We start from the raw sequence: 22,110 nt of genomic DNA on the forward strand, positions 1-22,110 counted from the left end.
CCCGCGGTCCCGGCCGCCCGCACAGCGGCCGGGACCGGCACGACCACCCCACACCTCGGCCGTGGAGCACACCGATGCCCCTTCCCTACGGCGCGCCAAGCACCCGCACTACGCGCGTCACCCTGCTCACCGAAGGCACCTACCCGCACAGTCACGGCGGCGTCAGCGTCTGGTGCGACCAACTGGTGCAGGGCATGCCCGACATCGACTTCGACATAGTCGCCGTCACCGGCACCGGACGCGAACCCGTCGTCTGGGACCTGCCCGCGCACGTCTCGAACGTGTGGTCCGTGCCGATGTGGGGCGACCCGCCACAGGGCCGTGCGCCGCGAGGCCGGGACCGCCGCCAACTCGCCGACACCTACGCCCGGTTCCTCGCCGCGCTGCTCGACCCCCGGGAGGAGGACGGCTTCCCGCCCGCCCTGTACGCCATGGCCCGGGCCGCGGCCGACGGCACGCTCAGCCCGTTCCTGCGCGCCGACACCGCGATCACCGTGCTGACCTCGCTGTGGAACCGGCCGGGGCTGGCCGTGCGCGAGGCCCGGCCCACCCTGCACGACGCGCTCACCGCGACCGCCCTCCTGGAGCACGCCCTGCGCCCGTTGACCGCTCCGCTGCCCGAGAGCGGGGTCGCGCACGCGGTGAGCGGCGGCGTCGCCGCGCTGCCTGGCCTGGCCGCCCTGGAACAGCACGGGGTCCCGCTGCTGCTCACCGAGCACGGCGTCTACCTGCGGGAACGGTATCTCGGCTACCGGACCGCGCCCTACCGCTGGCCGGTGAAGGCGGTCGTGCTCGGGTTCTTCCGGCTGCTGGCCCGCGAGTCCTACCGCAAGGCGGCCCTGATCACCCCGGGCAACCGCTACAACCGGCTCTGGGAGGAGGAGGGCGGCGCCGATCCGGAGGCCATCCGTACCGTCTACAACGGCGTGGACCCGGCCGCGTTCCCGGCGGCCGGACCGGAGCCGGAGGTGCCCACCCTCAGCTGGGCGGGCCGGGTCGACCCCATCAAGGACCTGGAGACCCTGATCCGGGCCTTCGCCCTGGTCCGGGCCCGGGTCCCGGAGGCGCGGCTGCGCCTGTTCGGCGGGACACCCCGGGGCGGCGAGGCCTACCGGGAGCGCTGCAAGGCCCTGGCCGCCGAACTGGGCCATGGCGACGCCGTGACCTTCGAGGGCCGTGTCGACGACATCAAGGACGCGTACGCGGCCGGCAACGTGGTGATGCTCTCCAGCATCAGCGAGGGCTTCCCGTTCACGCTGATCGAGGCCATGTCCTGCGGGCGCGCCACCGTCTCCACGGACGTCGGCGGGGTCCGGGAGGCGGTCGGCGACACCGGGCTGGTCGTCGCGCCCCGCGACCCGGCAGCGATGGCCGCGGCCGCGCTTGAGCTGCTGGGCGACCCGGCGCGCCGCCGGGCGATGGGCGAGGCGGCCCGGCTGCGGGTGATCGAGCAGTTCACGCTCCGGCAGACCATCGACACCTTCCGCGCCATCTACCTCGAACTGCCCGACCTCGCACGGGAGCCGGCGGTCGAGCCGGCGGCCCCGGCCGAGCTGCCCGCCGCGTCCGTCACCGGGAGCGTGGCCCTGTGAGCGGACCGATATCCCTCGAACCCGGCGGCTCCGAACAGGACACGCTGGCCCTGCGGCTGGCCGAGCCCCGGCCGGCGCCCCGCCGCCGGCCGCGCTGGGCCCTCGACGACACCACGCTGACCATCCGGCTCCCCCGGCGCGGCCCGGACGAGGACGCGGTCAGCGAACTCGCCGCCGAACTCGCCGACCGGATAGGCCCCGCCGTCCACCCCTACGAAGTGGCCGCGCTGCTGGAGTCGGAGGGCCTGTCCGCCGCCCTGATCAACGAGCGGTACGGCCACCCGAACCTGTTCTCGCTCGCCTCGGCGCTCTATGAACGGGTGCCCAGGACGTTCCCGGAACCCGCGCCCGCGGCCGACCCGTGGCGCCCGGACACCGTGCGCTGTCTGCTGCGGGGCGTGCTGTTCGCCCTGCCCGGACTGGCGTATCTGCTCACCGCTCCGCTGTGGAACGCGGCCGGGCACGCGCCCGCGCTGATCGTGGCCGGGCTGGTCTCCTGGGCGTGGGGGCAGGCCCTCGGTCACCGCGCCCATCTGCGGATGGCGACCGGACGGCACGAGGCGGGCCGTACCCTGCTGCTCGGCGCGCCGGTCGGGGCGGTGCTGGCCACGGGTGCCGCCGCCCTGGTCTCCGGGGGCGGCCGGGTCGTCCTGGCCGCCGCGGCCCAGTCGCTGTACCTGGCGGCCGCGGGCGTGCTGCTGGTGCTGGCCCGGGAACGGCTGCTGCTGGCCGCGCTCAGCCCGCTGATCGCGGGTGCGGTCGTGCTGCCCTGGTGGGAGCCGGGCCGTCTTCTGCGGGCCGGGCTTCCGCTGCTGGCCCTCGCCGCGACGCTCGCGGTCACCGGGTGGGTCCTGTGGCGGACCCTTTCGGTCCCGGCCGTCACCGGCGGCCACCGGCCCAAGGTGCTGTGGTCCCTGCCGTACGGCCTGTTCGGGCTGGCCGCCGGGGTGCTGGTGCTCCTCGAGGGGCGTGAGGAGCCGTACGCGGTGATCGTGCTCACCGTGAGCATGGGGCCCGCGGAGTGGCTGCTGTACCGCTACCGGGGGCTGTCGGTCGGCGCGCTGCGCGCCACCGCCACGCCCGCCGCGTTCCTGCTGCGTTCCGCCGGCATCCTCGCCCTCTGCCTGCTGCTCTACCTGGCGCCGCTGCTGCCCGCCGCCCTGCTCACGGGCGCCGCTCCGGCCGCCCTGCTGCTGCTCGCGGCCACCCTGTGGACCGCGCTGCTGCTCCAGGCGTTCGGCGCGGCCTGGCCGTCGGCCGCGCTCTGTCTCACCGCCGCCACCGTCGCCGGCGCGTTCTCCCTGTTCCACCTCCCCGGGGCCGGTCTCGCGCTGCCGCTGTGCTGCGGCGCCGCCGCGCTGTGTCTCGCGGCCGGCGCGCTGGTGCTGCTCGGCCGCCCCGCCCCGCACGGATGAATCACACCCCCCATGAACCACATGCACAACCGACCGGAAGGAAACGACAGTTGACCTCCGCACCGCTCGCCGCCGTCACCGGGGCCGAGGGTTTCATCGGCTCGCACCTCACCGAGGCGCTGGTCGCCTCCGGGCACCGGGTGCGGGCCATGGCCCAGTACAACTCCTTCTCCTCCTACGGCTGGCTGGAGACCCTGTCCCAGGACGTCCTGGACCAGGTGGAGATCGTCCTCGGTGACGTCCGGGACCCGGGCTCGGTCCGCGGCCTCCTGGAAGGCGCCGACACCGCTTACCACCTGGCCGCGCTGATCGCGATCCCGTACTCCTACCAGGCCCCGCACAGCTATGTGGACACCAACGTCACGGGCACGCTCAACGTGCTGGAGACGGTCCGCGCGCTCGGCACGCCCCGGCTGGTGCACACCTCTACCAGTGAGACGTACGGCACCGCCCAGACCGTGCCGATCACCGAGGACCACCCCATCAACACCCAGTCCCCGTATGCCGCTTCGAAGGCCGGCGGGGACCGCCTCGCCGACAGCTACCACGCCAGTTTCGACACCCCGGTGGTGACGCTGCGGCCGTTCAACACCTTCGGGCCACGCCAGTCGATGCGGGCGGTGATCCCCACCGTGATCGGTCAGCTGGCGGCCGGGGAGCGCACCATCACGCTCGGCGATCTGCGTCCCACCCGGGACTTCATGTTCGTCAAGGACACCGCCCAGGCGTTCCTGACGGTCGGCACCGCGCCCGCCGAGCAGGTGGTGGGCCGTACCTTCAACGCCGGTACCGGCGGGGAGATCTCGATCGGCGACCTGGTCGCGCTGATCGGCAAGGTGATGGACACCGCCGTCGACGTCCGCGAGGACGAGGCCCGGATCCGGCCCGCGGGCTCCGAGGTCATGCGGCTGGTCGCCGACGCGAGCCGGCTCACCGCGGCGACCGGCTGGCGGCCCGGCCACTCCCTGGAGGAGGGCCTCGCGCACACCGTGGAGTTCTTCCGCGAACCGGCCAACCTCGCCCGGTACAAGACCGGCATCTACAACATCTGACCTCGTCCGGCACGTCTGCGCACGTACACGAAGGAGGAGCCCCATGCACGCAGTGATCCTGGCCGGAGGCAAGGGCGTCCGGCTGCGGCCCTACACGACCGCGCTGCCCAAGCCGCTCGTCCCCATCGGCGACCAGCACGCGATCCTGGAGATCGTGCTGCGCCAGCTCGCCAGCGCCGGCTTCACCAGCGTCACCCTGGCCATCGGCCACCTCGGCGAGATCATCCGCGCCTACGTCGGCGACGGCTCCCAGTGGGGCCTGACCGTCGACTACGCCACCGAGGAGAGCCCGCTGGGCACCATGGGCCCGCTGCTCAACCTGCGTCACCGGCTGCCCGAGACGTTCCTGGTGATGAACGGCGACATCCTCACCGATCTCGATTACGCCGACGTCCTGGAGCGGCACAGAGGCTCCGGCGCGCCGCTGACCATCGCCACGTACGCCCGCAAGGTGCACATCGACTTCGGGGTGCTGACCACCGACGACAGCAAGGTCGTGGCGTTCACCGAGAAGCCGAGCATGGACTACCACGTCTCCATGGGCGTGTACGGGCTGTCCCGTGCGACGCTGGACGAGTACACGCCCGGACTCCCGCTCGGCTTCGACGAGTTGGTGCTGGATCTGCTCAAGGCGGAAACTCCTCCGCACGCCTACGAGTTCGAGGGGTACTGGCTGGACATCGGACGACCGGACGACTACGACCGGGCCAACGCAGAGTTCACCACCCGCAAGTCGCTTCTGCTCAAGGGAGCCTGAGCTCGTCATGCGCATTCTCGTCCTGGGCCACTCCGGCTATCTGGGCACCCATGTCGCCGCGGGACTGCGGGCCGTACCCGGCGCGCAGGTCCTCGGCGGCGGCCGCTCGGCCGGCGCGGACCGCCGCGTCGACCTCGCCTCCGTCCGCCCGGAGCAGCTGGCCAAGACCCTGGCGGCCGTCGCGCCGGACACCGTGGTCAACTGTGCGGGCGCGACCGGCGGCGACGCGGTGGGGCTCGCCGAGGTCAACGCCCGCGGCCCGGCGGTGCTGTGTGCCGCGCTGCGCGACGCGGCCCCGGCGGCCCGGCTGGTACACCTCGGTTCGGCCGCCGAGTACGGCCCCGGCATCCCGGACGCCCCGGTCGCCGAGTCGGCGCCGACCAGCCCGGCGGCCCCGTACGGCGCGACCAAGCTGGCGGGCACGGTCGCGGTGACCTCGTCCGGCCTGGACGCGGTGGTGCTGCGGGTGGGCAACCCGGTGGGGCCCGGGGCGCCGGCCGCCTCGCTGCCCGGCCGGATCACCGCGCTGCTGCGCGAGGCGGGTCCGGACCCGGAGGCGGTATTGCGCCTTGGCGACCTGTCGGCGTACCGCGACTTCGTGGACGTCCGGGACGTGGCCCGTGCGGTGGTCCTCGCGGCCACCGCTGCCGGTCCGCCGCCGCCCGTCCTCAACGTCGGCGGCGGCCGGGCCGTCCCGGTACGTGAGCTGGTCCACGCGCTGGCCGCCCGGGCCGGTTTCCGCGGCCGGATCGAGGAGAGCACGGGCGGCTCGGTGCGGTCGGCACGGGTGTCGTGGCAGTGCTCCGACATCTCCGCCGCCGAACGGGCCCTGGGCTGGCGCCCGGCGCACACGCTGGACGACGCGCTGGCCGCGCTGTGGGAGAGCGACGGTACGCGGTGAGCCTGCTGATTCCGCTGTACGTGCACCCGGCCGAGGACCCGGGTGCCTGGCACCGCCTGATCACCGCCGCGCGGGGCACCTACGGTGTGGTCCTCAACCCGGCCAACGGCCCCGGCGAACGCCCCGACCCGGCGTTCACCGCCGCGGCCGACGCCCTGCGGTCGGCCGGGGCGCTCCTCCTGGGGTACGTCGACACCGACTACGGGATGCGCGGACCGGCCGAGGTCACCGAGGAGGTGCGCCGGCACGAGGAGTGGTACGCGGCCGACGGCTGCTTTCTCGACCGGGTGACGGCGACTCCGGAGGCGCTGCCCGCCTGCCGCCGGCTGGTGCGCGCCGTACGCAGGTCGGGCGCCGGGACGGTCGTCCTCAACCCGGGCGTCCATCCGGCGCCGGGCTACATCCGTCTCGCCGACCTGACCGTCACCTTCGAGGGGCACTGGTCGACATACGTCTCGGCGTTCAGCAGACCGGCATGGGCCGCCCGGCAACCACCCGAGCGGCTGTGCCACCTGGTCTACGGTGTGCCCGAGGCCCTCGTCCCGCTCGCGGTACGCACCGCGCACGAACGGGGCGCGGCGGTGTGCGGCCCGGTGACGGGCGAACCTCCCAATCCCTGGGCCCAGTTGACTCCGGCGCTGACGGGGGCGCAGTTATGAGGGCACGGGTGGTGCTCACCGCGGCCGTCATGGCGGGGCTCCTGGCGGGCTGCTCCGCACACCGGGACTCGCCCTCCGCGCACTCAAAGGCCCCCTCCGGGCCCGCGAACTCCTCGACCGCGCGTGGAGGTTCCCCCACCACGCCGGCCGGGACCCCCACCGCCACGCCGTCCAAGTCCGCCACCACCCGCCCGGCGTCTCCCACCCCTGCGCCGACGGACTCCGCCGGGGCACGCCCCGCCAAGTCCCGCTGGAAGCCCGGGCCCGGCCTGGCCTGGCAGTGGCAACTGGACGGAGAGGTCAAGCCGACGGTGGACGTGCCCGTCTACGACATCGACGGCTTCGAGAACTCCAAGGCGGACGTGGCCCGGCTGCACGCCGCCGGCCGGAAGGTCATCTGTTACGTCAACGTCGGCGCCTGGGAGAACTTCCGGCCCGACAAGGACGACTTCCCGCGCTCGGTGCTCGGCAGCACCAACGGCTGGGCCGGCGAACGCTGGCTCGACATCCGCAAGCTGTCCGTGCTGCGCCCGATCATGGAGCGGCGCTTCGACATGTGCCGCGACAAGGGCTTCGACGCGGTCGAGCCCGACCTGGTGGAGGGGTACGGCAACGACACCGGGTTCCACCTCACCGCCGCCGACCAGCTCCGTTACAACCGCATGATCGCGGACATCGCGCACGCACGCGGGATGTCGGTGGGCCTGAAGAACGACCTCCCGCAGATCCCGCAACTGCTCGCCGACTTCGACTTCGCGGTCAACGAGGAGTGCGCCCAGTACGACGAGTGCGCGCGCCTCGCCCCGTTCGTCAAGGCGGGCAAGGCGGTCTTCCACGTGGAGTACGAGGAGCCGACCAGTGCCTTCTGCGCCGAGTCCCGGCGGCTGGGTCTGTCGTCGATGCAGAAGAAGCTGGAACTGGGGGTGTGGCGCAAGCCCTGCTGACCAGCCTGGGCCGGCGTCCGACCGACGAATCGGTGGGGGATGCGGGGCGGCAGCAGACGGTCCCGCAGGTCGTCGACCTGCGGGACCGGTGGCCGGGGGTGCCGACGGGGTGGTCTCGGCCTGGCTACTGAGCAGGCGCGTAGAAGTCGTACGTGGCCGAGTAGGGCACGCCGGCCTGCGCCCCCTGCGAGCAGGATCCCGTGGGGGCCAGGCCTCCACGGGTGTTCAGCCGCTGGACGTAGGAGACCGAGCCGAAGACGCCGCTGCCGCGGTTGGCCGTCGCCTTGAGCAGCAGTTCCGGGACGGCCTTGTCACGGGGGACGCTCGCGCCGGGCACCGCGGAGGCGTTGACGGCGCTTCCGTCCACCGTGGAGACCCACACGGGGCCTCGCGAGTGGAGGGCGACCGGCCGGTGACGCCAGTCCCGGGGATCGGACAACGTGGCGGCCGGCTCGACGAACGTCCAGGCACCGTCGGTGCACGCGTAGGTCTGCACGCCCTGCGCGTCGAACTCGGCGATCTTCTCGTTGCCGGCCGGTACTTGCAGTTGCGGCGGAATCGACGTCACAGCCGCAGGAGCAGCGTGCATGTGAGCCGCCGGCCTGCCCGATGCCTGACTGGCCGCCGCGGCGCAGACCACCGCGGCGGCGGCGGTGACGATGGCGCCACTCGCCAGAGTCGCCCGATTGCTGAAGATCCGCATGAGAATTGCTCCACCTGTAGAAGGGTGCGTCGAAGGCGGCGCTCAGGCGTGAACAGCCGCCACTCGCCGCCGAGTTGATCGTAGGAGCGGGTTCATGGATCTCTCGCTTCCGAGCACCGGGCGTAAGAATTACGAAAGGAGACGCCGCCGGCCGCTGATGCGGAACGGGCCGCGGCCACCAGAGGTGGGGGACCCCTGATGGCCGCGTTGTCACAGCACAGCTCATGTGTGTGTCACTTTGACCCCGTACAGGGCGACCTCGGCGTAGTTCGAGTTGGCGCACGGCGAGGAGTTGCCGCAGTTCGCCTGCGTGTAGTCGCCGGCCTTGAAGTAGCCGCTGCTGAACCTGGCGGTGACGGTGGCCTTGAGCGTGCCGTTGTAGTAAACGTCGACCTTCCCGTCGTGGGCGACGAACTTCCCCTGGAAGCGGTCCCCCAGCTTGTAGTCGGAGGTCACCAGCTTGTAGTGCGTGGTGTTGTACGAGGTGATGTAGAGGCTGGTCCCCTCGAGACGGAACGACGTGACGTCGCTCGAGGAGTCGTGTATCTGTCCGGCCATCACGTGCGGCTTGACCTGGGGCAGGTGCGTGATGGCCTCGTCGACGACCATGGTGTGGGTGCCCGAGGTGGACGACCAGCTCGCCGTCGACGAGCCGTCCGAGGTCATCTCGCGCAGTTCCGACCGCGGGTAGCCGGTGTTGCTGGTGGTGGCGCCGTTGACGGCGGCCCGCATCAGGATCGCGTTGCAACTGGCGGCAGTGGTGAACCAGGGGGCGTTGTTGTACGTCGCCAGTGCGGGCTGCTTGATCTCGACGGGATCGCCGTCGCTGTCGGGCAGGGGGAGTTGGAGCTTCCATGCCTTGCTCAGACCGACGGCCGCGGCCGGTGCGGGGCAGGCCGCGGGACGTGCGGGGGCGGCCGACGCGTTCGGCACCGAGGCCAGGAGGCCGGCGGCGAGTGCGGGCGCGGCGGCGAGGACGAGAGCGCGGCGGGGAGTCCTGCGCGCTCGTGCGTGCTGCTTCATGTGCGACTCCTTCTTGTGCGGGCCACGACGCGGCCCGGGTGGGGACTTGCCGGTCAGGCGCCCGCCGCTGCGGTTCAGCGGGCGAGCTCGCGTACGATCCCTTCGTCGATGCCGATACCGAGGCCGGGGCCGGACGGCACCTCGGCCACCCCCGCGCGCACCCGGATCACGGATCCGGTGGCGTAGGGGCTGCTCAGGAACTGCCGGCCGTTGAGGTCGGCGGGGGCGGTCAGGTCGTGGGCCGCGAACAGGTGCAGGGAGGCGGCGAGGCCGATGTCGGACTCGGTCAGCCCCGATCCCATCAGCGCCACACCGCAGTCCTCGGCCAGCTGGCACTGGCGCAGTGCCAGGGTGAGTCCGGCGCAGCGCTGCACCTTGGCCACGGCGATCCCGATGGCGCCCCTGCGGACGAACGTGGCCAGGTCGGTCGGGTGGCGCAGGCTCTCGTCCACGGCGATCGGGACCGGGCTGAGGTCGCGCAGGCGACGCAGTCCCTCGATGTCGTTGGCGGGCAGAGGTTGTTCCAGGGCCGCGATGTCGAACTGCGCGAGCAGCCGGGCGAAGCGCAGTGCGGAGTCCTGGGTGCCGGCCTGATTCGCGTCGACGATCAGGGTGGCGTCGGGGGCCGCCTCGCGTACCGCTCTCACCCGGGCCACTTCTTCGGTCAGGTCCGGGCCGGCCCTGAGTCCCGTTTTGATCTTGAAGTGGCGATAACCGTGCGCCTGCCCCTCGGCGACGGCGTCGGCGACGGCGCCCGGACCGGCGCCGGTGGCGATCCAGCAGAGGTCGACGGTGCCGTGGCGTCGTCTGCCCCACAACTCGCCGAGGGAGATACCGCGGGACCGGGCGAGCGCGTCGTGCCACGCGACATCCAGGGCGGCCCGGGCCAGTGGCATCCCGGTCGACCAGCCGCCGCGGATCGTACGGTCGCAGGTCCGCACCAGTCCGTCGAGGTCCCACAGCGGCAGGCCCGTCGCGGCAGGCCCCAGGTACCGGGTCAGGGTCGACACGATGGACTCGGTGGTCTCGTACGTCCAGGAGGGAATCGGTGTCGCCTCGCCCCACCCCGTGCTCCCGTCCGATGCGGTGACCTTGACCAGCACCCGGACGGCGGGACGTCCCCGGGCGGTCACCCCGCCGCCCGCGACCGCGAAGTCCCGCAGCGCGGGCAGGGCGACCGTGAACGTCTCGACACGTTCGACGGTCACGGCGGGCCGGCTCTCGGCCGGCGTTGTCAGAACCATTGCGACTTGTCCACCACGTTGGTCAGGGGCTGTCCGGCGGCGAACCGCCGCGCGTTGTCCAGGAGCACCTCGAACCTGCGTTCCGCGGCGTGCGGTCCGGCCCCCGCCACATGGGGAGTGATCAGTGCTTTGGGGTGGCGCCACAGCGGATGGTCCGGCGGCAGCGGCTCGTCCTCCATGACGTCGAGGGCGGCGCCGCGCAGACGGCCCCCGTCCAGCGCCGCGACCAGGTCGTCCAGGCGGACGGTCGGGCCGCGGCCCACGTTCACGAGGCAGGCTCCGGGCTTCATCGATGCCAGTCGGTCCGCGTCCATCAACCCCTCCGTCCGAGGGGTGTGGGGCACGGTGAGGACGACGATGTCCGCCCACGGGAGCATGCGGTCCAGGTGGTCGGGCGGCTGGACCCGGTCGAATCCGGACGGTGGAGTGGTGACGCGAGGGTCGATGCCTTCCACCCGGGTCCCGAAGGCGGCGAGCAGGCGCCCCGTCTCGGCTCCGACGGCACCCGCGCCGACGACGAGCGCCCGTGCCTCGCCCAGCGGGATCACCGCGTTGTCCGACCAGTCCGGGGCCCAGGTGGCGGCGGCCTGGTCCCGCACATAGCGCGGGAGCTGCCGGGCGAGGGCCAGGACCAGTGCCATCGTGTGCGCGGCGACGTGATCGGTGTAGGTGTCCCGCATGTTGGTCACCTCGACCGGATGGCGTACGAGCGCCGGGTGGTAGAAGCCGGGGGGCGGTCCCGCCTGAGGGGCCTGCAGCCACCGCAACCGGCCTGCCGAGCCGAGCAGTTCGGGGGCGAGCGTGCCGTACGCGGCATCGGCGCGCGCGAGTGCGGTCCGCACGTCCTCGGGGCGCTCGGGGCGGACGACCTCGATTCCCGGCAGGGCGTCGGTGAGCCTGTCGGGCCAGTCGAGTGTCTCGTCGGGCAGTGGGGGGACCATGACCAGGGTGAAGGCGGCCGCGCTCATGCGGCGTGCTCCAGCGCCGTGGCGGTCACCTCGTGACGCAGCGGACGGCCGGCGACGTACCGGGTCAGTTCCTCGGCCATGGCCCGGCCGAGCAGCCGCCGTTCCGGGCCGAGGCTCCCGGCGAGGTGCGGGGTGACGACGACGTTGTCCAGGTCGAAGAGCGGGGAACCGGGACGGGGCGGTTCGGGGTCGGTGACGTCGAGGACGGCGAACAGGTCGGGCCGCTCCTCGAGCACGGTCACCAGCGCGGCCTCGTCGATCAGGCCGCCCCGTGCGGTGTTGACCAGCGTGGCATGGGGACGCATGGAGTGCAGCAGCCGTGCGTCGACCATGCCGCGGGTCCCCTCGGCCAGCGGGGCGTGCAGGCTCACCACGTCGCATTCGGCGAACACCCGTCCCAGCGAGGCCGGTTCGACCCCGAGGGCACGGGCGTCCGTGTCGGACACATACGGGTCGTGCCCGAGTACGCGCACGTCGTGGCGGAGCAGGAGCCGTGCGGTGGCACGCCCGGTGGCGCCGAGGGAGACGAGCCCGACGGTGGCTCCGGTGGTGCCGGGTTCGCGTTGGCGGACGGCCGCGGACCGGGTGCGCCGCGCGGTGAGGACGTAGCGCCACCCGTGTTTCAGGGCATACAGGATCTGGGAGAGCGCGAAGTCGGCCACCTTGTCGGCTATCACCGTGCCGGCGGACGAGACCCGTATCCCGCGCGCCCAGGCCGCCCCGGTCACCAGGGGGCGTACCGAGCCGGCGGCGTAGAGGACGAGACCGAGCCGGGGCGCACTCTCCAGGAGGTCGGCGGTGAGCCGAGGGGCGCCCCAGCCGGTGACGAGCACATCGACCGTCTTCAGCACGTCCGTCGGTAGGTCGTGCGCGGCGTACGGTGGGTGCGTGATGGTCAAGTGGCTTTCTATCCGCGTGCGTTCGGTCGGTCCGTAGACGTCGTCGAAGCGCTCCGGGTCCATGACGTACAGTCCGGTGAGCGGCTTGTGCGTCACGCTGCTCCCTCCGTTGTCGAGGTGACGGCGATGGCCGCCTCCTGTGCGTTGGCCAGGCGTAGTGCGCCGAGGCGGGCGGGTGAGGCCAGTCCGGCGTGGTAGAAGCGAACGGCTCGCGCTCCCGCGGCGCGGAGTCGGGCCGTCTTCCCGGCGACATGGGCGGGGTCCCCGTCCAGCACGGACACATTGGCGATGACCGGCCGGTCTCCGGCCCGCACCGCCTCCTCGATGCGGGTCACCGCCCGGTCCTCGTCGTCCCAGCACTTGATGACGAAGGCGGTCGCCCGGCCGTCGAACCGGCCCAGGTCCAGGCCGCTGTCGGGACCCGTGGCCTGCGGATCGCCGTCCGCCATCAGCAGGATCTCCCGGCCGGGCGCCACCGCCGTGATCCGCCGGGTCAGTTCCCCGACCACCGACTGCCGGTGCCGCAGCACAGCCCTGGCGGCCCGCTCCCCCAACGACTCGGCGAGGAGACGCGGGGCACGGGCGCCGTCGCGCAGTTCCGCGTCGACGGTGCGACGTATCACGTGGGCGATCGCGGAGGGGTCTGCTCCTGCGGCCTCGATCCCCTTGCGGCAGGCAGCGCACAGGCAGACCGAGAGCAGGTCGCGGCAGCCCCGGCTCAGATCGGCGCCCGCTGTCTTCTCGTGGTGGCTGCCGTGCTCGAAGCCCAGCCACCCGCAGGCCTCCAGCATCAGCGCCGGCACCTCGTCCACGTCATGACGTGCGCAGAACGCGCGGACCAACTGCGTGATGTAGGAGGCCACTTCGGGTTGCGCGGGGCACAGGGCGTACCCGTAGCGCTCGTCGAACGCGTTGCGCACCGTCAGCTCCGGTGCCCGCTCCCCCAGCGCCGTGCTGTGGGTGAGGACCAGCCAGGCCTCGATCCGCAGACCCTGGCTGCGCAGAGCCGAGGCCGCCGTACCGAACCGGTCCGGGGTGTCGACGCCCCAGCCCGGCACGGCGGGTGTCAGGCGCATGCCATCCCAGTGGCGCCGGTCCAGCGGGAAGTAGGCGGCGGCGTGCGTGGCATGCACGGTGCGGTGGACGGGGTGGTACGGCGTCAGAGCGCGCACCGAGTGATAGGCGGCCTGCAGGACCACGGTCCCCACACCGAGCGCGGCAATGCGTTCGGCCGCGGCAGGGTCGCCCACCAGGTCCCAGGTGTAGGCGAAGGTGCCGTCGAGATCTGCGGAGCCGGGCGGCTCGGTCGTCACGGGGATCACTCCTTGGTGGCGCCGGCCAGGCCGCGCACGAAGTAACTCTGGAAGAAGACGAAGACGATCAGCATCGGGACGACGGAGAGCGTCATTCCGGCGGCGAATCCGGTCCAGTCCACGGCGTGCTCGCCCTTGAAGGACAGCATTCCGACCGCCAGGTTCTGCAGGTCCGGCTGGCCGAGTGTGAACACCAACGGGATGTTGAACTCGTTCCAGTTGGTGATGAACTGGAAGATGACGACCACCGCGATGACGGGCTTCGCCAGAGGCAGGACCAGCCGGAAGGTGCGCAGGAAGCCGGCACCGTCGAGCTTCGCCGCGTCGAAGAGGTCGCTCGGTACGCTCGAGAAGAACCCGATGAAGAGCAGTACGTACAGGGCTCCCGCGGCGCCTGACATGGCCAGGATGACTCCGGCCCGGGTGTTCAGCAGGCCGAGCCGCTCCACCAGGACGAACTGCGGGATGATGATGGAGGCGACCGGTACGAACAACGTGGCCACGATCAGGCGGTGCAGCAGCTTTCGTCCGGGGAACTCGTAACGGGCCAGGACGTAGCCGCACAGCGCCGACTTGAAGAGTTCGACGACGGTGGACGCGACCGCGTAGAGAACCGTGTTGAAGAAGTACCTGGAGAATCCGGCGTCCACCCACGCCCGGCGGAAGTTGTCCAGGTTCCACTGGTCGGGAACGAGGCTGGCACCCCCGGTGAACAGCCCGTTCTGTGTCTTGAACGCCCCCGTGACGATCCAGAGGAACGGATAGATCCAGACCAGCCCCACCACGATCAGCAGGGGCAGCGCCACGAGGTTGGCCCTCCCGGGCCGGGACAGCAGCCGGGATCGTGCCGGCGGGCGAGGACCGGGTTCGGAACGGGACATCAGACTCCGTACTCCTTTCGCAGCTTCTGCGCCCGGCGCACGAAGAGCCCCTGACCGGTCACCAGGAGGAACGCCATGACCGAGAAGAGGAGTGCGGCGGCCGACGCGTATCCGTAGGCGAAGGGAAGGGAGCCGAACGCCTGCCGGTAGATGAAGTACGAGACGACGTAGGTGCTCGTGCCGGGGCCGCCCCCGGTGAGCGTCACGACGAGCCCGAACACGTGCATGGCGTTGACCAGGGCGAGCATCACGATCACCACGGCCACGGGACGGATCATCGGCAGTGTGATCCGGGTGAGCTTCTGCCACTCGCCGGCCCCGTCGAGGGCCGCGGCCTCGTACAGCTCGTCGGGCACGTTCTGCAACGCGGCCATCCAGTAGATCATGTACTGCCCGAAGACCTGCCAGACCGAGATCAGGATCAGTGCCAGCATCGCGGTCCAGCGGTCGGCGAAGACGTCGGTCGTGCCGTCGGTGAGACCGAGTCCGTGCAGCGCGGAGTTGAGGGCACCGTTGGACGGGTTGAGCAGATAGGTGAAGACCAGGCCGGCCATGGCCACGGGAATGATCAGCGGCGCGAAGAACACGGTGCGCAGCACCTTCTTTCCCCGCAGCCACTTCCTGGTCAGCACCAGCGCGGCGAGCAGGGACAGGGGCAGCTTGATCAGTGTCGTACCGACGGCGAACAGCAGGGTGTTGACGACGGCCTGCCAGAACAGCGGATCGCTGAGGAGACGGCGGTAGTTGTCGCCGCCGACGAACTGGTCGAGCGGTCCGGTGCCCGACCAGTCGAAGAACGAGTAGTAGACCGTCGCGATCAGCGGCCAGAGCGTGAAACCGGCGTAGAGCAGGATGAACGGCACGAGGAAGGCGGCCACCCACAGCCGGTCGCGCCCTGCGGGGCGCTCCCGGTTCCCCTCAGGTGGTCCCTTCGGCCGGGGCCGGCGCTCTGCCCTGGCGGGCCGGGTGCTGCTGGGGGCCGCGTCGGGCGGACGCGAGCCGGTGGGCGCGAGGGCCATGTGACGTCCTTACGGTTCTGGTCGGCATCCGATGTCCGGTGCCGGACCGGCTACTTGGCGCTCCGGTAGTCGGAGGTGTACGACCAGTCGGGGAAGGTGAAGCAGGCCGGCGAGACCTTCAGTCCCTCGGCCGCTTCCTTCTTGAGCTGGTCCGTGAGGGTCTTCTGCCGTTCGGAGACGATCCGTTCGGCCTCCGGCTTCAGTGCCGAACCGGAGTTCAGGGCACCCGACATCGCCTCGTACTCCCAGGTGGGCCGCTCACCGATGGCCTTGACGTAGGCCTTGGACTTCACGAGGTCGGGGCATTTGGTCACCGGGAGCGGCAGTCTGACCCGGTACCCGGGCCGCTCGGCGATCTTCATGATCTGCCGGATGGCGGGGTCCGTGATGTAGCGGGCGTTGTCCGCGAACGCCAGCGTCCCGAAACCGCCCTGGAGGTACTCCTTGGCGAAGTAACCGTCGGGCTGTGTCATCCAGTTGAGGAAGGTCCACGCGGCCTTCGCCTGCTTGGACTTCGCGCTCACCCAGTACTTGTTGCCGTCGGGCTGGCTCCACAGGGCGCCGGTGGCACCCGGGTCCGGAACGGGATGGGCAGCCACGGAGTACTGGGAGGACTTCATGCCGAGCGAGGTGAGGACCGGGGGCAGCCAGGTGCCGTCCATCATGATGCCGGCCTGTCCCGAGGCGAACTGCTGACGGGAGAAGTTCTTGTCGTTGGTGCCGGGCGCCAGGTAGCCGTCCTTCTTGAGCTGCTGGATGAACGCGAACACCTTCTGCGCCTGCGGTTCGGCCAGCGAGAACGTGCCCTTCCGGTAGTCGAAGAACCAGTCGTTGAAGGTGTACGTGCCGGAGGCGAGCGCGTAGAAGATGCGCTGGAAGTCCACGTCCTTGCTGGGCGAGGCGATGCAGTACGCCTTCGTCCGCGCCTTGATGCGTGCGCAGGTGCTGCTCAGTTCGGACCAGGTCTTCGGCGGTTTCGTGGTGTCGAGTCCGGCGTCGCTGAAGACCTTCTTGCTGAGGAACATGTAGCCGGGACCCCAGAAGGTGCTCTCGGACAGGGGGAACCCGTATGTCTTCCCGTCGAGTTGGTTGACCCCGTTGATGAACGAGCCTTCGGGCCAGCGCTTGGTGAAGCTCGCGGGCAGGGCGGATCCGCCGTCGAGCGGCTGGATCCACTTCTGGTCGAGCAGCTGTGACATGGCCAGCGGGCCGTTGTCGCTCCAGTAGAAGATGTCCGGGCCCTGGCCGCTCTGGAACGCCAGCGGGAGGGTCCGCTTGTACTCGTCCTGGGAGATCGACTGCCACTGCACGTCGATGTCGGGGTGCTGCCGGTGGAACTCCTCGGCGACCTTCTTGTGGAGGTCCGTCTGCTCGGCCGAGTAGTCCCAGATCTTCAGGGTGGTCCCGGACGAACCGGAGCCCGCGCCGCACGCCGCGAGCAGCGGCCCCAGCACCACGGACGCAAGCGCCAGCCTGCCGATCCGGGATGCGTTCGCTCTCTGTCCTGTCCCCATGGTCGGCTCCTGCTCTGTCGAGATGGCGGCTCTGGTGGCGACATAGGCCTTGCCGGCCATGTCGGCCTCGGGACTGAAGCGCGGATGACGTTAGGGCGCCTCAACTGGTCGAGCAAGCGTTTTCACAAGGCTTGTTTCACGCCGCTCTGCCATTCGATCGTCAAATTCCTTTGTGAGCTGGGATGTTATGGAGAGAAACGATCTCAGACGAAGGCGGAGGATAGACTGAGGGAACGCTTTCACAGATCTTCGGAGGCCGCTGGACCCGCCCGGGGCTTCGGCGTCGCCGGAAGGGAGTACGTCGTGCGCGTCCTCGTCCTCACCAAACCGTTCGGTGCGCTGCCGCCGGAGGAACTCGCCCACCGGCTGGCGGAGGCCGGCGCGGACGGTGCCGATCTGCTGGTCAGGGACGGACAGACCGTCAGTCCTGACATGTCATGGCGCCTCGCGGAGACGGCACGGGCCCTGCGCGCCAACGGACTTGACGTAGGCCTCGTCAGCACGGATCTGACGTCGGCGGACGGCGAGGCCGAACGCGTCATCGGGCACTGCGCCGAGGCGGGCGTGTCCCGGATGCGCGTCGGCTTCTACCGCTACGACGCCGCGTCCGACCACCGATCCGCGCTGGACCGGGCCCGTCGCGACCTCGCGGGCCTCGCCGAGCTGGCGGCCCGTCATGGGGTACGGCCGGTGCTCGCGCTGCACCACGGCACGCTGCACCCCTCGGCCGCGCACGCCCTGCGGCTGCTGGCCGACCGTGACGACGTCCTCGTCCACCCCGACCCCGGGAACCAGGCCAAGGAAGGGAGCGAGAACTGGCGACTGACCCTCGGCACACTCGGCGGCCCGGACCGCGTCGGCTGCGTGGGCGTGAAGAACGCCGTGTGGGAACCGGACGGGACGCGTGACGGCTGGCGCTGCCGCTGGCAGCCGCTCGCCGACGGCGGAGTCGTCCCCTGGCCCACGATCCTGTCCGGTCTCGCCGATCTCGGCTACACCGGACCGCTCTCCCTGCACGTCCACTATCCGACCGACGATCCGTTCGCCGCGGTCCGCCGGGACCTGACGTACCTGCGCGAGCTGCGGTCCGACCCGGCCGTCGCACCGTCGGCACGCTGAACGACGAACTACGCTGGCCGAGGAGCAAGGGCGACTGGGGGCTGGGATTGACTACTTCGAAAGCACCGGGGACGAGAGCGAACCCGGGTTCCTCCGCGGACCCGGCTCTTCCTCCGGAAGGCACGTCCGACGGGTCCGGGGCGACGCGTACGACGAGCGGGTCCGCCCCGCGGAAGGCACCACGCCACGGACGCGTGACCATCAACGACGTCGGCACGGCGGCAGGGGTGTCCACCTCCACCGTCTCCCGGGTTCTCAACGGCACGGCCCGGGTCGACCCCGAACTGGTGCGCCGCGTGCAGGAAGCGGTCGCCGAACTGGGCTACCGTCCCAACGCCGCTGCCCAGGGGCTCGCTCGTGGCGAGGCCGGTGCCATCGGCGTGCTCGTACCCGACCTGTCGAATCCGTACTTTCCCGATGTCCTGAAATCCGTCTCCGCCGTGGCCCGCTCGCACGGACGGCGGGTGATGGTGATGGAGTCGGACGAGGACCCGGCGAGCGAGCACGAACTCGCCGAGGAGCTGATGCGGTGCTGCGACGGCGTACTGCTGTGTTCTCCCCGCATGGACCGCTCCGCGCTCGTCGACCTCGCCGGGCGCGGCCACCCCGCGGTACTCGTCAACCGGATCGTCCCCGGGCTGAGCCTCCCCTCGGTCTCCGCCGACTTCTACGGGGGGATGACCCTGGTCTGCGGCCACCTCGCCCAGCTCGGGCATCGCCGGGTGGCCTATCTGAGCGGCCCCGAGGCCTCCTGGGCCAACACCGAACGCATCCGCGCCTTCGACGCCGCGGCCGCCTTCGGCGTCGAGGTCTCGGTCATCCCCTGCGGTCATACCGCGCGGCAGGGCTACCAAGCGGCCGGCTCGGCGCGGGACCGTGACGTCACCGCCGTCGTCGCCTACAACGACCTGGTGGCGCTCGGTGCGGTGGCCGCCCTGGAGGAGTCGGGGCTGCGGATCCCCGACGACATGTCCGTCATCGGCTGCGACGACATCTCCCTGGACGACCTGCCCCATTCACGCCGGCTCACCACCGTCTCCCTGGCCCGGCACGAACTGGGGCGCCAGGCCGCCCAGAAGCTGGAGACCCTGATGGCCGGCGGCGCCGACGCCGAACCCCAGTACATCCCGATGCGGCTCCGCGTACGCCACACCAGCGCGCCGCCCGTGCCGCTGCCGCGTTGAGGACCTCGGGCGTCGAGTCGGCGCATCTCGTCGGAACGCCCAGCGGCGCACCTGTACCCCGGTGAGCACGGTCGCCCTCCCCCTACAAGGGGCGACCGTGCTCACCGGGGTCGGCGCCGGCTCTGCCGGTTCTCCGCAGAGTCGGACCGGGCGAGTCCCCCACTCGCCCGCCCGGCACCCGTCCATCCCCCTGGGTGCCCGGCGCCGGTGTCAGGGCGTCAGTGTGGCCCACACGGCGTGGCCGCTGGTGAGCCGGGACCGGTCGACGCCCCAGGAGTCGGCGAGTTCCTCGACGAGCAGCAGTCCCCGGCCGCCCTCGTCGTCAGGGCCCGGCTCGCGCCGGAGCAGACCTCGCCGCGCGTAGTCGTGGTCGTGCACCTCCAGTCGCAGACAGCCGTCGGTGATCATGCCCATGCCACACATGATGCGGACGCTGAACGTGTGGCGGATGGCGTTGGTGACCAGCTCGGACACGAGCAGCACCGCGTCCTCGCACAGCTCACCGGGCATCCCCCACGCACTCAGGCGCTCTCTCATGGAGCGGCGGGCGACTCTGACGCTGGAGCGGTGCGAGGGCAGCTCGATCCAGTGCGCCTGGTCGGGGTCGACGACGTCTAACAGGTCGAGCGGGGAAGTCGTGTGGGGGGACACGTGGTTGCCTTCCGTGAGGCGGCGGCGGGGAGCAGGCGGAGCTGAGCAACGTCCGCGCGGGAGACGTACGTTGCCCGTGAGCGTGACCGCGATTTACTCAAGTAACTATGCGCGCAGTCGGGTTCACCCTGCAACCGACTCCCTGATAATTTCAGCATGCCGGTGTCGGTGTGGTCGCTTCATCAAGTGCCTGTCAAACTCGTACCGGTGACGTTCCCTCAGGAGGTCGGGCGTGAGCGAAGGCCGGTCGAACGCGAGCAGCGCCAGTGCGCCCACCGTGCTGCGCATGATCCTGGGCCGCAGGCTCCAGGAGCGGCGCCAGGAAGCGGGCGTCTCACTGGACGAAGCGGCGCGGGCGCTGCGGGTCGCCCCCCTGACCATCCGCCGCCTGGAGAAGGCGGAGGTGGCGCTCAAGCCCCTCTACGTCGAGAAACTCCTCGAGACCTACGGCGCCGACCGGCAGGAGACCGACGAGTTCGTCGCCTTCGCCGAGCGCGCCAACGAGCCCGGCTGGTGGCACACCTACCGTGACGTGCTGCCCACCTGGTTCAGCGCCTACGTGAGCCTGGAGACCGGCGCGAAGACCCTGCGCACCTACGAGCCGCACTACGCCACAGGGCTGCTGCAGACCCCCGAGTACGCGCGTTCGGTACTGAGCGGCGGCTTCCCGAACGACCGCGACGAGGACCTGGAACGGCGCGTGAACCTCCGGCTGCGCCGGCAGGCCCTGCTGGAGCGGGCCGACGCACCCACCCTGTGGGTGGTCATGGAGGAGGCCGTCCTGCACCGGGTGGTCGGCGGCCCCCAGGTGATGCGGACGCAGATCGAACGGCTCCTGGAGGTCTCGGAGCTGGAGCACGTCAGCGTCGACGTCGTGCCGTTCACCGCCGGCGCCCACGTGGGCGCGTGCGCCCCGTTCACCTACTTCCGTTTCGAGGAGCCCGAGCTTCCCGACGTCGTCTACAGCGAGATCCTCTCCGGCGCGATGTACCTGGACCAGCGCTCCGACGTCGTCGCCCATCTGGAGGCGCACAACCGCATGTCCCTGCTGACCTCCGACGCGCAGAGCAGGGCGCTCCTGAACCGCATGCGCAAGGAGTACGCATGACCATCATCGACGGCAGTGCCCACGACGTGTACAACGGCATGCCCGCCTCGGACCTCGGTGAGCAGGGCTGGGAGTCGCCCTGGAGCGGTCCCAACGGAGGTCAGTGCGTGCAGACGAAGCAGCTCGCCGACGGCCGGGTGGCGCTGCGCCAGTCGACCGACCCCGCCGGCCCCGCGCTGATCTACACCCCCGAAGAGATCACGGCGTTCGTCGCCGGGGTCAAGCGGGGCCTCGCCGACCATCTGACCACCGGCTGACCTCCCCCTCCCCCCCAGACACCCCCTCCGAAAGGTTCAGGATGACCACCTCGCACGCGGCGCGGGACATCGACACCAGCAGGCCCCACTCCGCCCGTATGTACGACTACTACCTCGGCGGCAAGGACCACTTCGAGATCGACAAGCAGGCGGCCGAGACCGTGGCGTCCGCCTACCCCGGCATCTTCGTCTGCGCCCGCGAGAACCGCGCCTTCATGCACCGCGCCACCCGCGTCCTCGCCCGTGAGCACGGCATCCGGCAGTGGCTGGACATCGGCACCGGCATCCCCACCGAGCCGAACCTGCACCAGGTGGCCCAGTCCGTGGTCCCGGAGGCACGGGTGGTGTACGCCGACAACGACCCGCTCGTCCTGAAGTACGCCGAGCGTCTGATGCGCAGCACGACGGAGGGCCGCACCACCTACATCGAGGCGGACGTCAACGACCCGCAGACGCTGCTCGACGCTCCCGAACTGTCCGAGGTCCTGGACCTGGACCGGCCGGTGGCGCTGTCCCTGAACGCCCTGATGCACTTCGTCACGGACGCCCAGGACCCGTACGGCATCGTCAGCCGGCTGCTGGCCGTGCTCCCCTCGGGCAGCGCGCTCGCCCTGAGTCACTGCACGCCCGACTTCGACCCGGCCACCTGGCAGAAGGTCACGGACATCTACAACGGCGCCGGCACTCCGGTGCAGTTCCGCTCCCGCGAGGACGTGGCGCGCTTCTTCGACGGGCTCGAACTGCTCGACCCCGGCGTCTCGGTCGGCCACCGCTGGCGCCCGGACGGCGAACCGACCGCCACCGACGCGGAGGTCAGCCTGTGGACCGGGGTGGGCATCAAGCCGTAGCACGGACGGGCTGTCGTACCGCACGGTGATACGGCGGTACGACAGCCCGAGGCAGCCCC

At 71.1% G+C, this 22,110-nt stretch carries 22 protein-coding genes; 12 read left to right on the forward strand and 10 right to left on the reverse strand.

Annotation, left to right across the window (positions count from 1 at the left end):
- Positions 1 to 74: 74 nt before the first annotated feature.
- From pelF to ACFWXC_RS19215, 7 genes are read left to right on the forward strand one after another with little or no spacing between them, the layout of a single operon-like run.
- Complete coding sequence (gene pelF, locus ACFWXC_RS19185; protein ID WP_384480131.1) at positions 75 to 1,592, forward strand: GT4 family glycosyltransferase PelF; 1,518 nt, start codon at positions 75 to 77, stop codon at positions 1,590 to 1,592.
- A complete protein-coding gene (locus ACFWXC_RS19190) occupies positions 1,589 to 3,007 on the forward strand; it encodes a hypothetical protein (RefSeq protein ID WP_384480133.1) in 1,419 nt (472 codons plus the stop codon). Before pelF ends, ACFWXC_RS19190 begins: the two co-directional genes overlap by 4 nt.
- Before the next feature lie 50 nt (positions 3,008 to 3,057).
- Positions 3,058 to 4,059, forward strand: coding sequence for a GDP-mannose 4,6-dehydratase (locus tag ACFWXC_RS19195; protein ID WP_384480134.1), 1,002 nt, complete (start codon positions 3,058 to 3,060; stop codon positions 4,057 to 4,059).
- A 43-nt stretch (positions 4,060 to 4,102) separates the two neighbouring features.
- Positions 4,103 to 4,816, forward strand: a complete 714-nt coding sequence (locus tag ACFWXC_RS19200; protein WP_384480136.1) for an NDP-sugar synthase — start codon at positions 4,103 to 4,105, stop codon at positions 4,814 to 4,816.
- Positions 4,817 to 4,823: 7 nt separating this feature from the next.
- Positions 4,824 to 5,717: an NAD-dependent epimerase/dehydratase family protein gene (locus ACFWXC_RS19205; protein WP_384480138.1), complete on the forward strand. Its 894-nt coding sequence runs from the start codon at positions 4,824 to 4,826 to the stop codon at positions 5,715 to 5,717.
- The gene (locus tag ACFWXC_RS19210) at positions 5,714 to 6,376 is read left to right on the forward strand and encodes a spherulation-specific family 4 protein (RefSeq protein WP_384480139.1); all 663 of its coding nucleotides are present in this window, start codon (positions 5,714 to 5,716) and stop codon (positions 6,374 to 6,376) included. Before ACFWXC_RS19205 ends, ACFWXC_RS19210 begins: the two co-directional genes overlap by 4 nt.
- Positions 6,373 to 7,320 (forward strand): endo alpha-1,4 polygalactosaminidase, encoded by a 948-nt coding sequence (locus ACFWXC_RS19215; RefSeq protein ID WP_384480141.1) that lies wholly within the window; start codon positions 6,373 to 6,375, stop codon positions 7,318 to 7,320. Before ACFWXC_RS19210 ends, ACFWXC_RS19215 begins: the two co-directional genes overlap by 4 nt.
- A gap of 124 nt (positions 7,321 to 7,444) precedes the next feature.
- Here ACFWXC_RS19215 and ACFWXC_RS19220 read toward each other — a convergent pair whose 3' ends face one another.
- The 9 genes from ACFWXC_RS19220 to ACFWXC_RS19260 form a co-directional block, all read right to left on the reverse strand.
- A complete protein-coding gene (locus ACFWXC_RS19220) occupies positions 7,445 to 8,023 on the reverse strand; it encodes a DUF3455 domain-containing protein (protein ID WP_384480143.1) in 579 nt (192 codons plus the stop codon).
- Between the two features lie 222 nt (positions 8,024 to 8,245).
- A complete protein-coding gene (locus ACFWXC_RS19225; protein ID WP_384480145.1) occupies positions 8,246 to 9,046 on the reverse strand; it encodes a polysaccharide lyase family 7 protein in 801 nt (266 codons plus the stop codon).
- Between the two features lie 74 nt (positions 9,047 to 9,120).
- A complete protein-coding gene (locus tag ACFWXC_RS19230) occupies positions 9,121 to 10,254 on the reverse strand; it encodes a mandelate racemase/muconate lactonizing enzyme family protein (RefSeq protein WP_384480146.1) in 1,134 nt (377 codons plus the stop codon).
- A 26-nt stretch (positions 10,255 to 10,280) separates the two neighbouring features.
- The gene (locus ACFWXC_RS19235) at positions 10,281 to 11,258 is read right to left on the reverse strand and encodes a D-2-hydroxyacid dehydrogenase (RefSeq protein ID WP_384480148.1); all 978 of its coding nucleotides are present in this window, start codon (positions 11,256 to 11,258) and stop codon (positions 10,281 to 10,283) included.
- Positions 11,255 to 12,253, reverse strand: a complete 999-nt coding sequence (locus ACFWXC_RS19240) for a hydroxyacid dehydrogenase (protein WP_384480150.1) — start codon at positions 12,251 to 12,253, stop codon at positions 11,255 to 11,257. The genes ACFWXC_RS19235 and ACFWXC_RS19240 overlap by 4 nt, the downstream gene beginning before the upstream one ends.
- Positions 12,250 to 13,470, reverse strand: coding sequence for a hypothetical protein (locus tag ACFWXC_RS19245; protein WP_384480152.1), 1,221 nt, complete (start codon positions 13,468 to 13,470; stop codon positions 12,250 to 12,252). Before ACFWXC_RS19245 ends, ACFWXC_RS19240 begins: the two co-directional genes overlap by 4 nt.
- A gap of 5 nt (positions 13,471 to 13,475) precedes the next feature.
- Positions 13,476 to 14,351: a carbohydrate ABC transporter permease gene (locus ACFWXC_RS19250; RefSeq protein WP_384480154.1), complete on the reverse strand. Its 876-nt coding sequence runs from the start codon at positions 14,349 to 14,351 to the stop codon at positions 13,476 to 13,478.
- On the reverse strand, positions 14,351 to 15,370 hold the full coding sequence (locus ACFWXC_RS19255; RefSeq protein WP_384480156.1) for a carbohydrate ABC transporter permease: 1,020 nt from the start codon (positions 15,368 to 15,370) through the stop codon (positions 14,351 to 14,353). Before ACFWXC_RS19255 ends, ACFWXC_RS19250 begins: the two co-directional genes overlap by 1 nt.
- 50 nt (positions 15,371 to 15,420) lie before the next feature.
- Positions 15,421 to 16,884 (reverse strand): ABC transporter substrate-binding protein, encoded by a 1,464-nt coding sequence (locus ACFWXC_RS19260; protein ID WP_384480158.1) that lies wholly within the window; start codon positions 16,882 to 16,884, stop codon positions 15,421 to 15,423.
- 303 nt (positions 16,885 to 17,187) lie between these two features.
- Here ACFWXC_RS19260 and ACFWXC_RS19265 point away from each other — a divergent pair, with 303 nt between their 5' ends.
- Both ACFWXC_RS19265 and ACFWXC_RS19270 read left to right on the forward strand, forming a co-directional pair.
- A complete protein-coding gene (locus ACFWXC_RS19265; RefSeq protein WP_384480160.1) occupies positions 17,188 to 18,003 on the forward strand; it encodes a sugar phosphate isomerase/epimerase family protein in 816 nt (271 codons plus the stop codon).
- Between the two features lie 194 nt (positions 18,004 to 18,197).
- A complete protein-coding gene (locus ACFWXC_RS19270) occupies positions 18,198 to 19,187 on the forward strand; it encodes a LacI family DNA-binding transcriptional regulator (protein WP_384480162.1) in 990 nt (329 codons plus the stop codon).
- Between the two features lie 210 nt (positions 19,188 to 19,397).
- Here ACFWXC_RS19270 and ACFWXC_RS19275 read toward each other — a convergent pair whose 3' ends face one another.
- A complete protein-coding gene (locus ACFWXC_RS19275; RefSeq protein WP_384480164.1) occupies positions 19,398 to 19,838 on the reverse strand; it encodes an ATP-binding protein in 441 nt (146 codons plus the stop codon).
- 232 nt (positions 19,839 to 20,070) lie between these two features.
- Here ACFWXC_RS19275 and ACFWXC_RS19280 point away from each other — a divergent pair, with 232 nt between their 5' ends.
- Genes ACFWXC_RS19280 through ACFWXC_RS19290 form a run of 3 tightly spaced genes read left to right on the forward strand, consistent with a single transcriptional unit; the run spans position 20,071 to position 22,051 of the window.
- Positions 20,071 to 20,946 (forward strand): helix-turn-helix transcriptional regulator, encoded by an 876-nt coding sequence (locus tag ACFWXC_RS19280; protein ID WP_351704158.1) that lies wholly within the window; start codon positions 20,071 to 20,073, stop codon positions 20,944 to 20,946.
- Complete coding sequence (locus ACFWXC_RS19285; protein ID WP_351704161.1) at positions 20,943 to 21,203, forward strand: DUF397 domain-containing protein; 261 nt, start codon at positions 20,943 to 20,945, stop codon at positions 21,201 to 21,203. The genes ACFWXC_RS19280 and ACFWXC_RS19285 overlap by 4 nt, the downstream gene beginning before the upstream one ends.
- Positions 21,204 to 21,244: 41 nt before the next feature.
- A complete protein-coding gene (locus ACFWXC_RS19290) occupies positions 21,245 to 22,051 on the forward strand; it encodes an SAM-dependent methyltransferase (RefSeq protein ID WP_384480166.1) in 807 nt (268 codons plus the stop codon).
- Positions 22,052 to 22,110: the final 59 nt, after the last annotated feature.

The organism is Streptomyces sp. NPDC058683 (genome assembly GCF_042716195.1).
Lineage (GTDB): Bacteria > Actinomycetota > Actinomycetes > Streptomycetales > Streptomycetaceae > Streptomyces.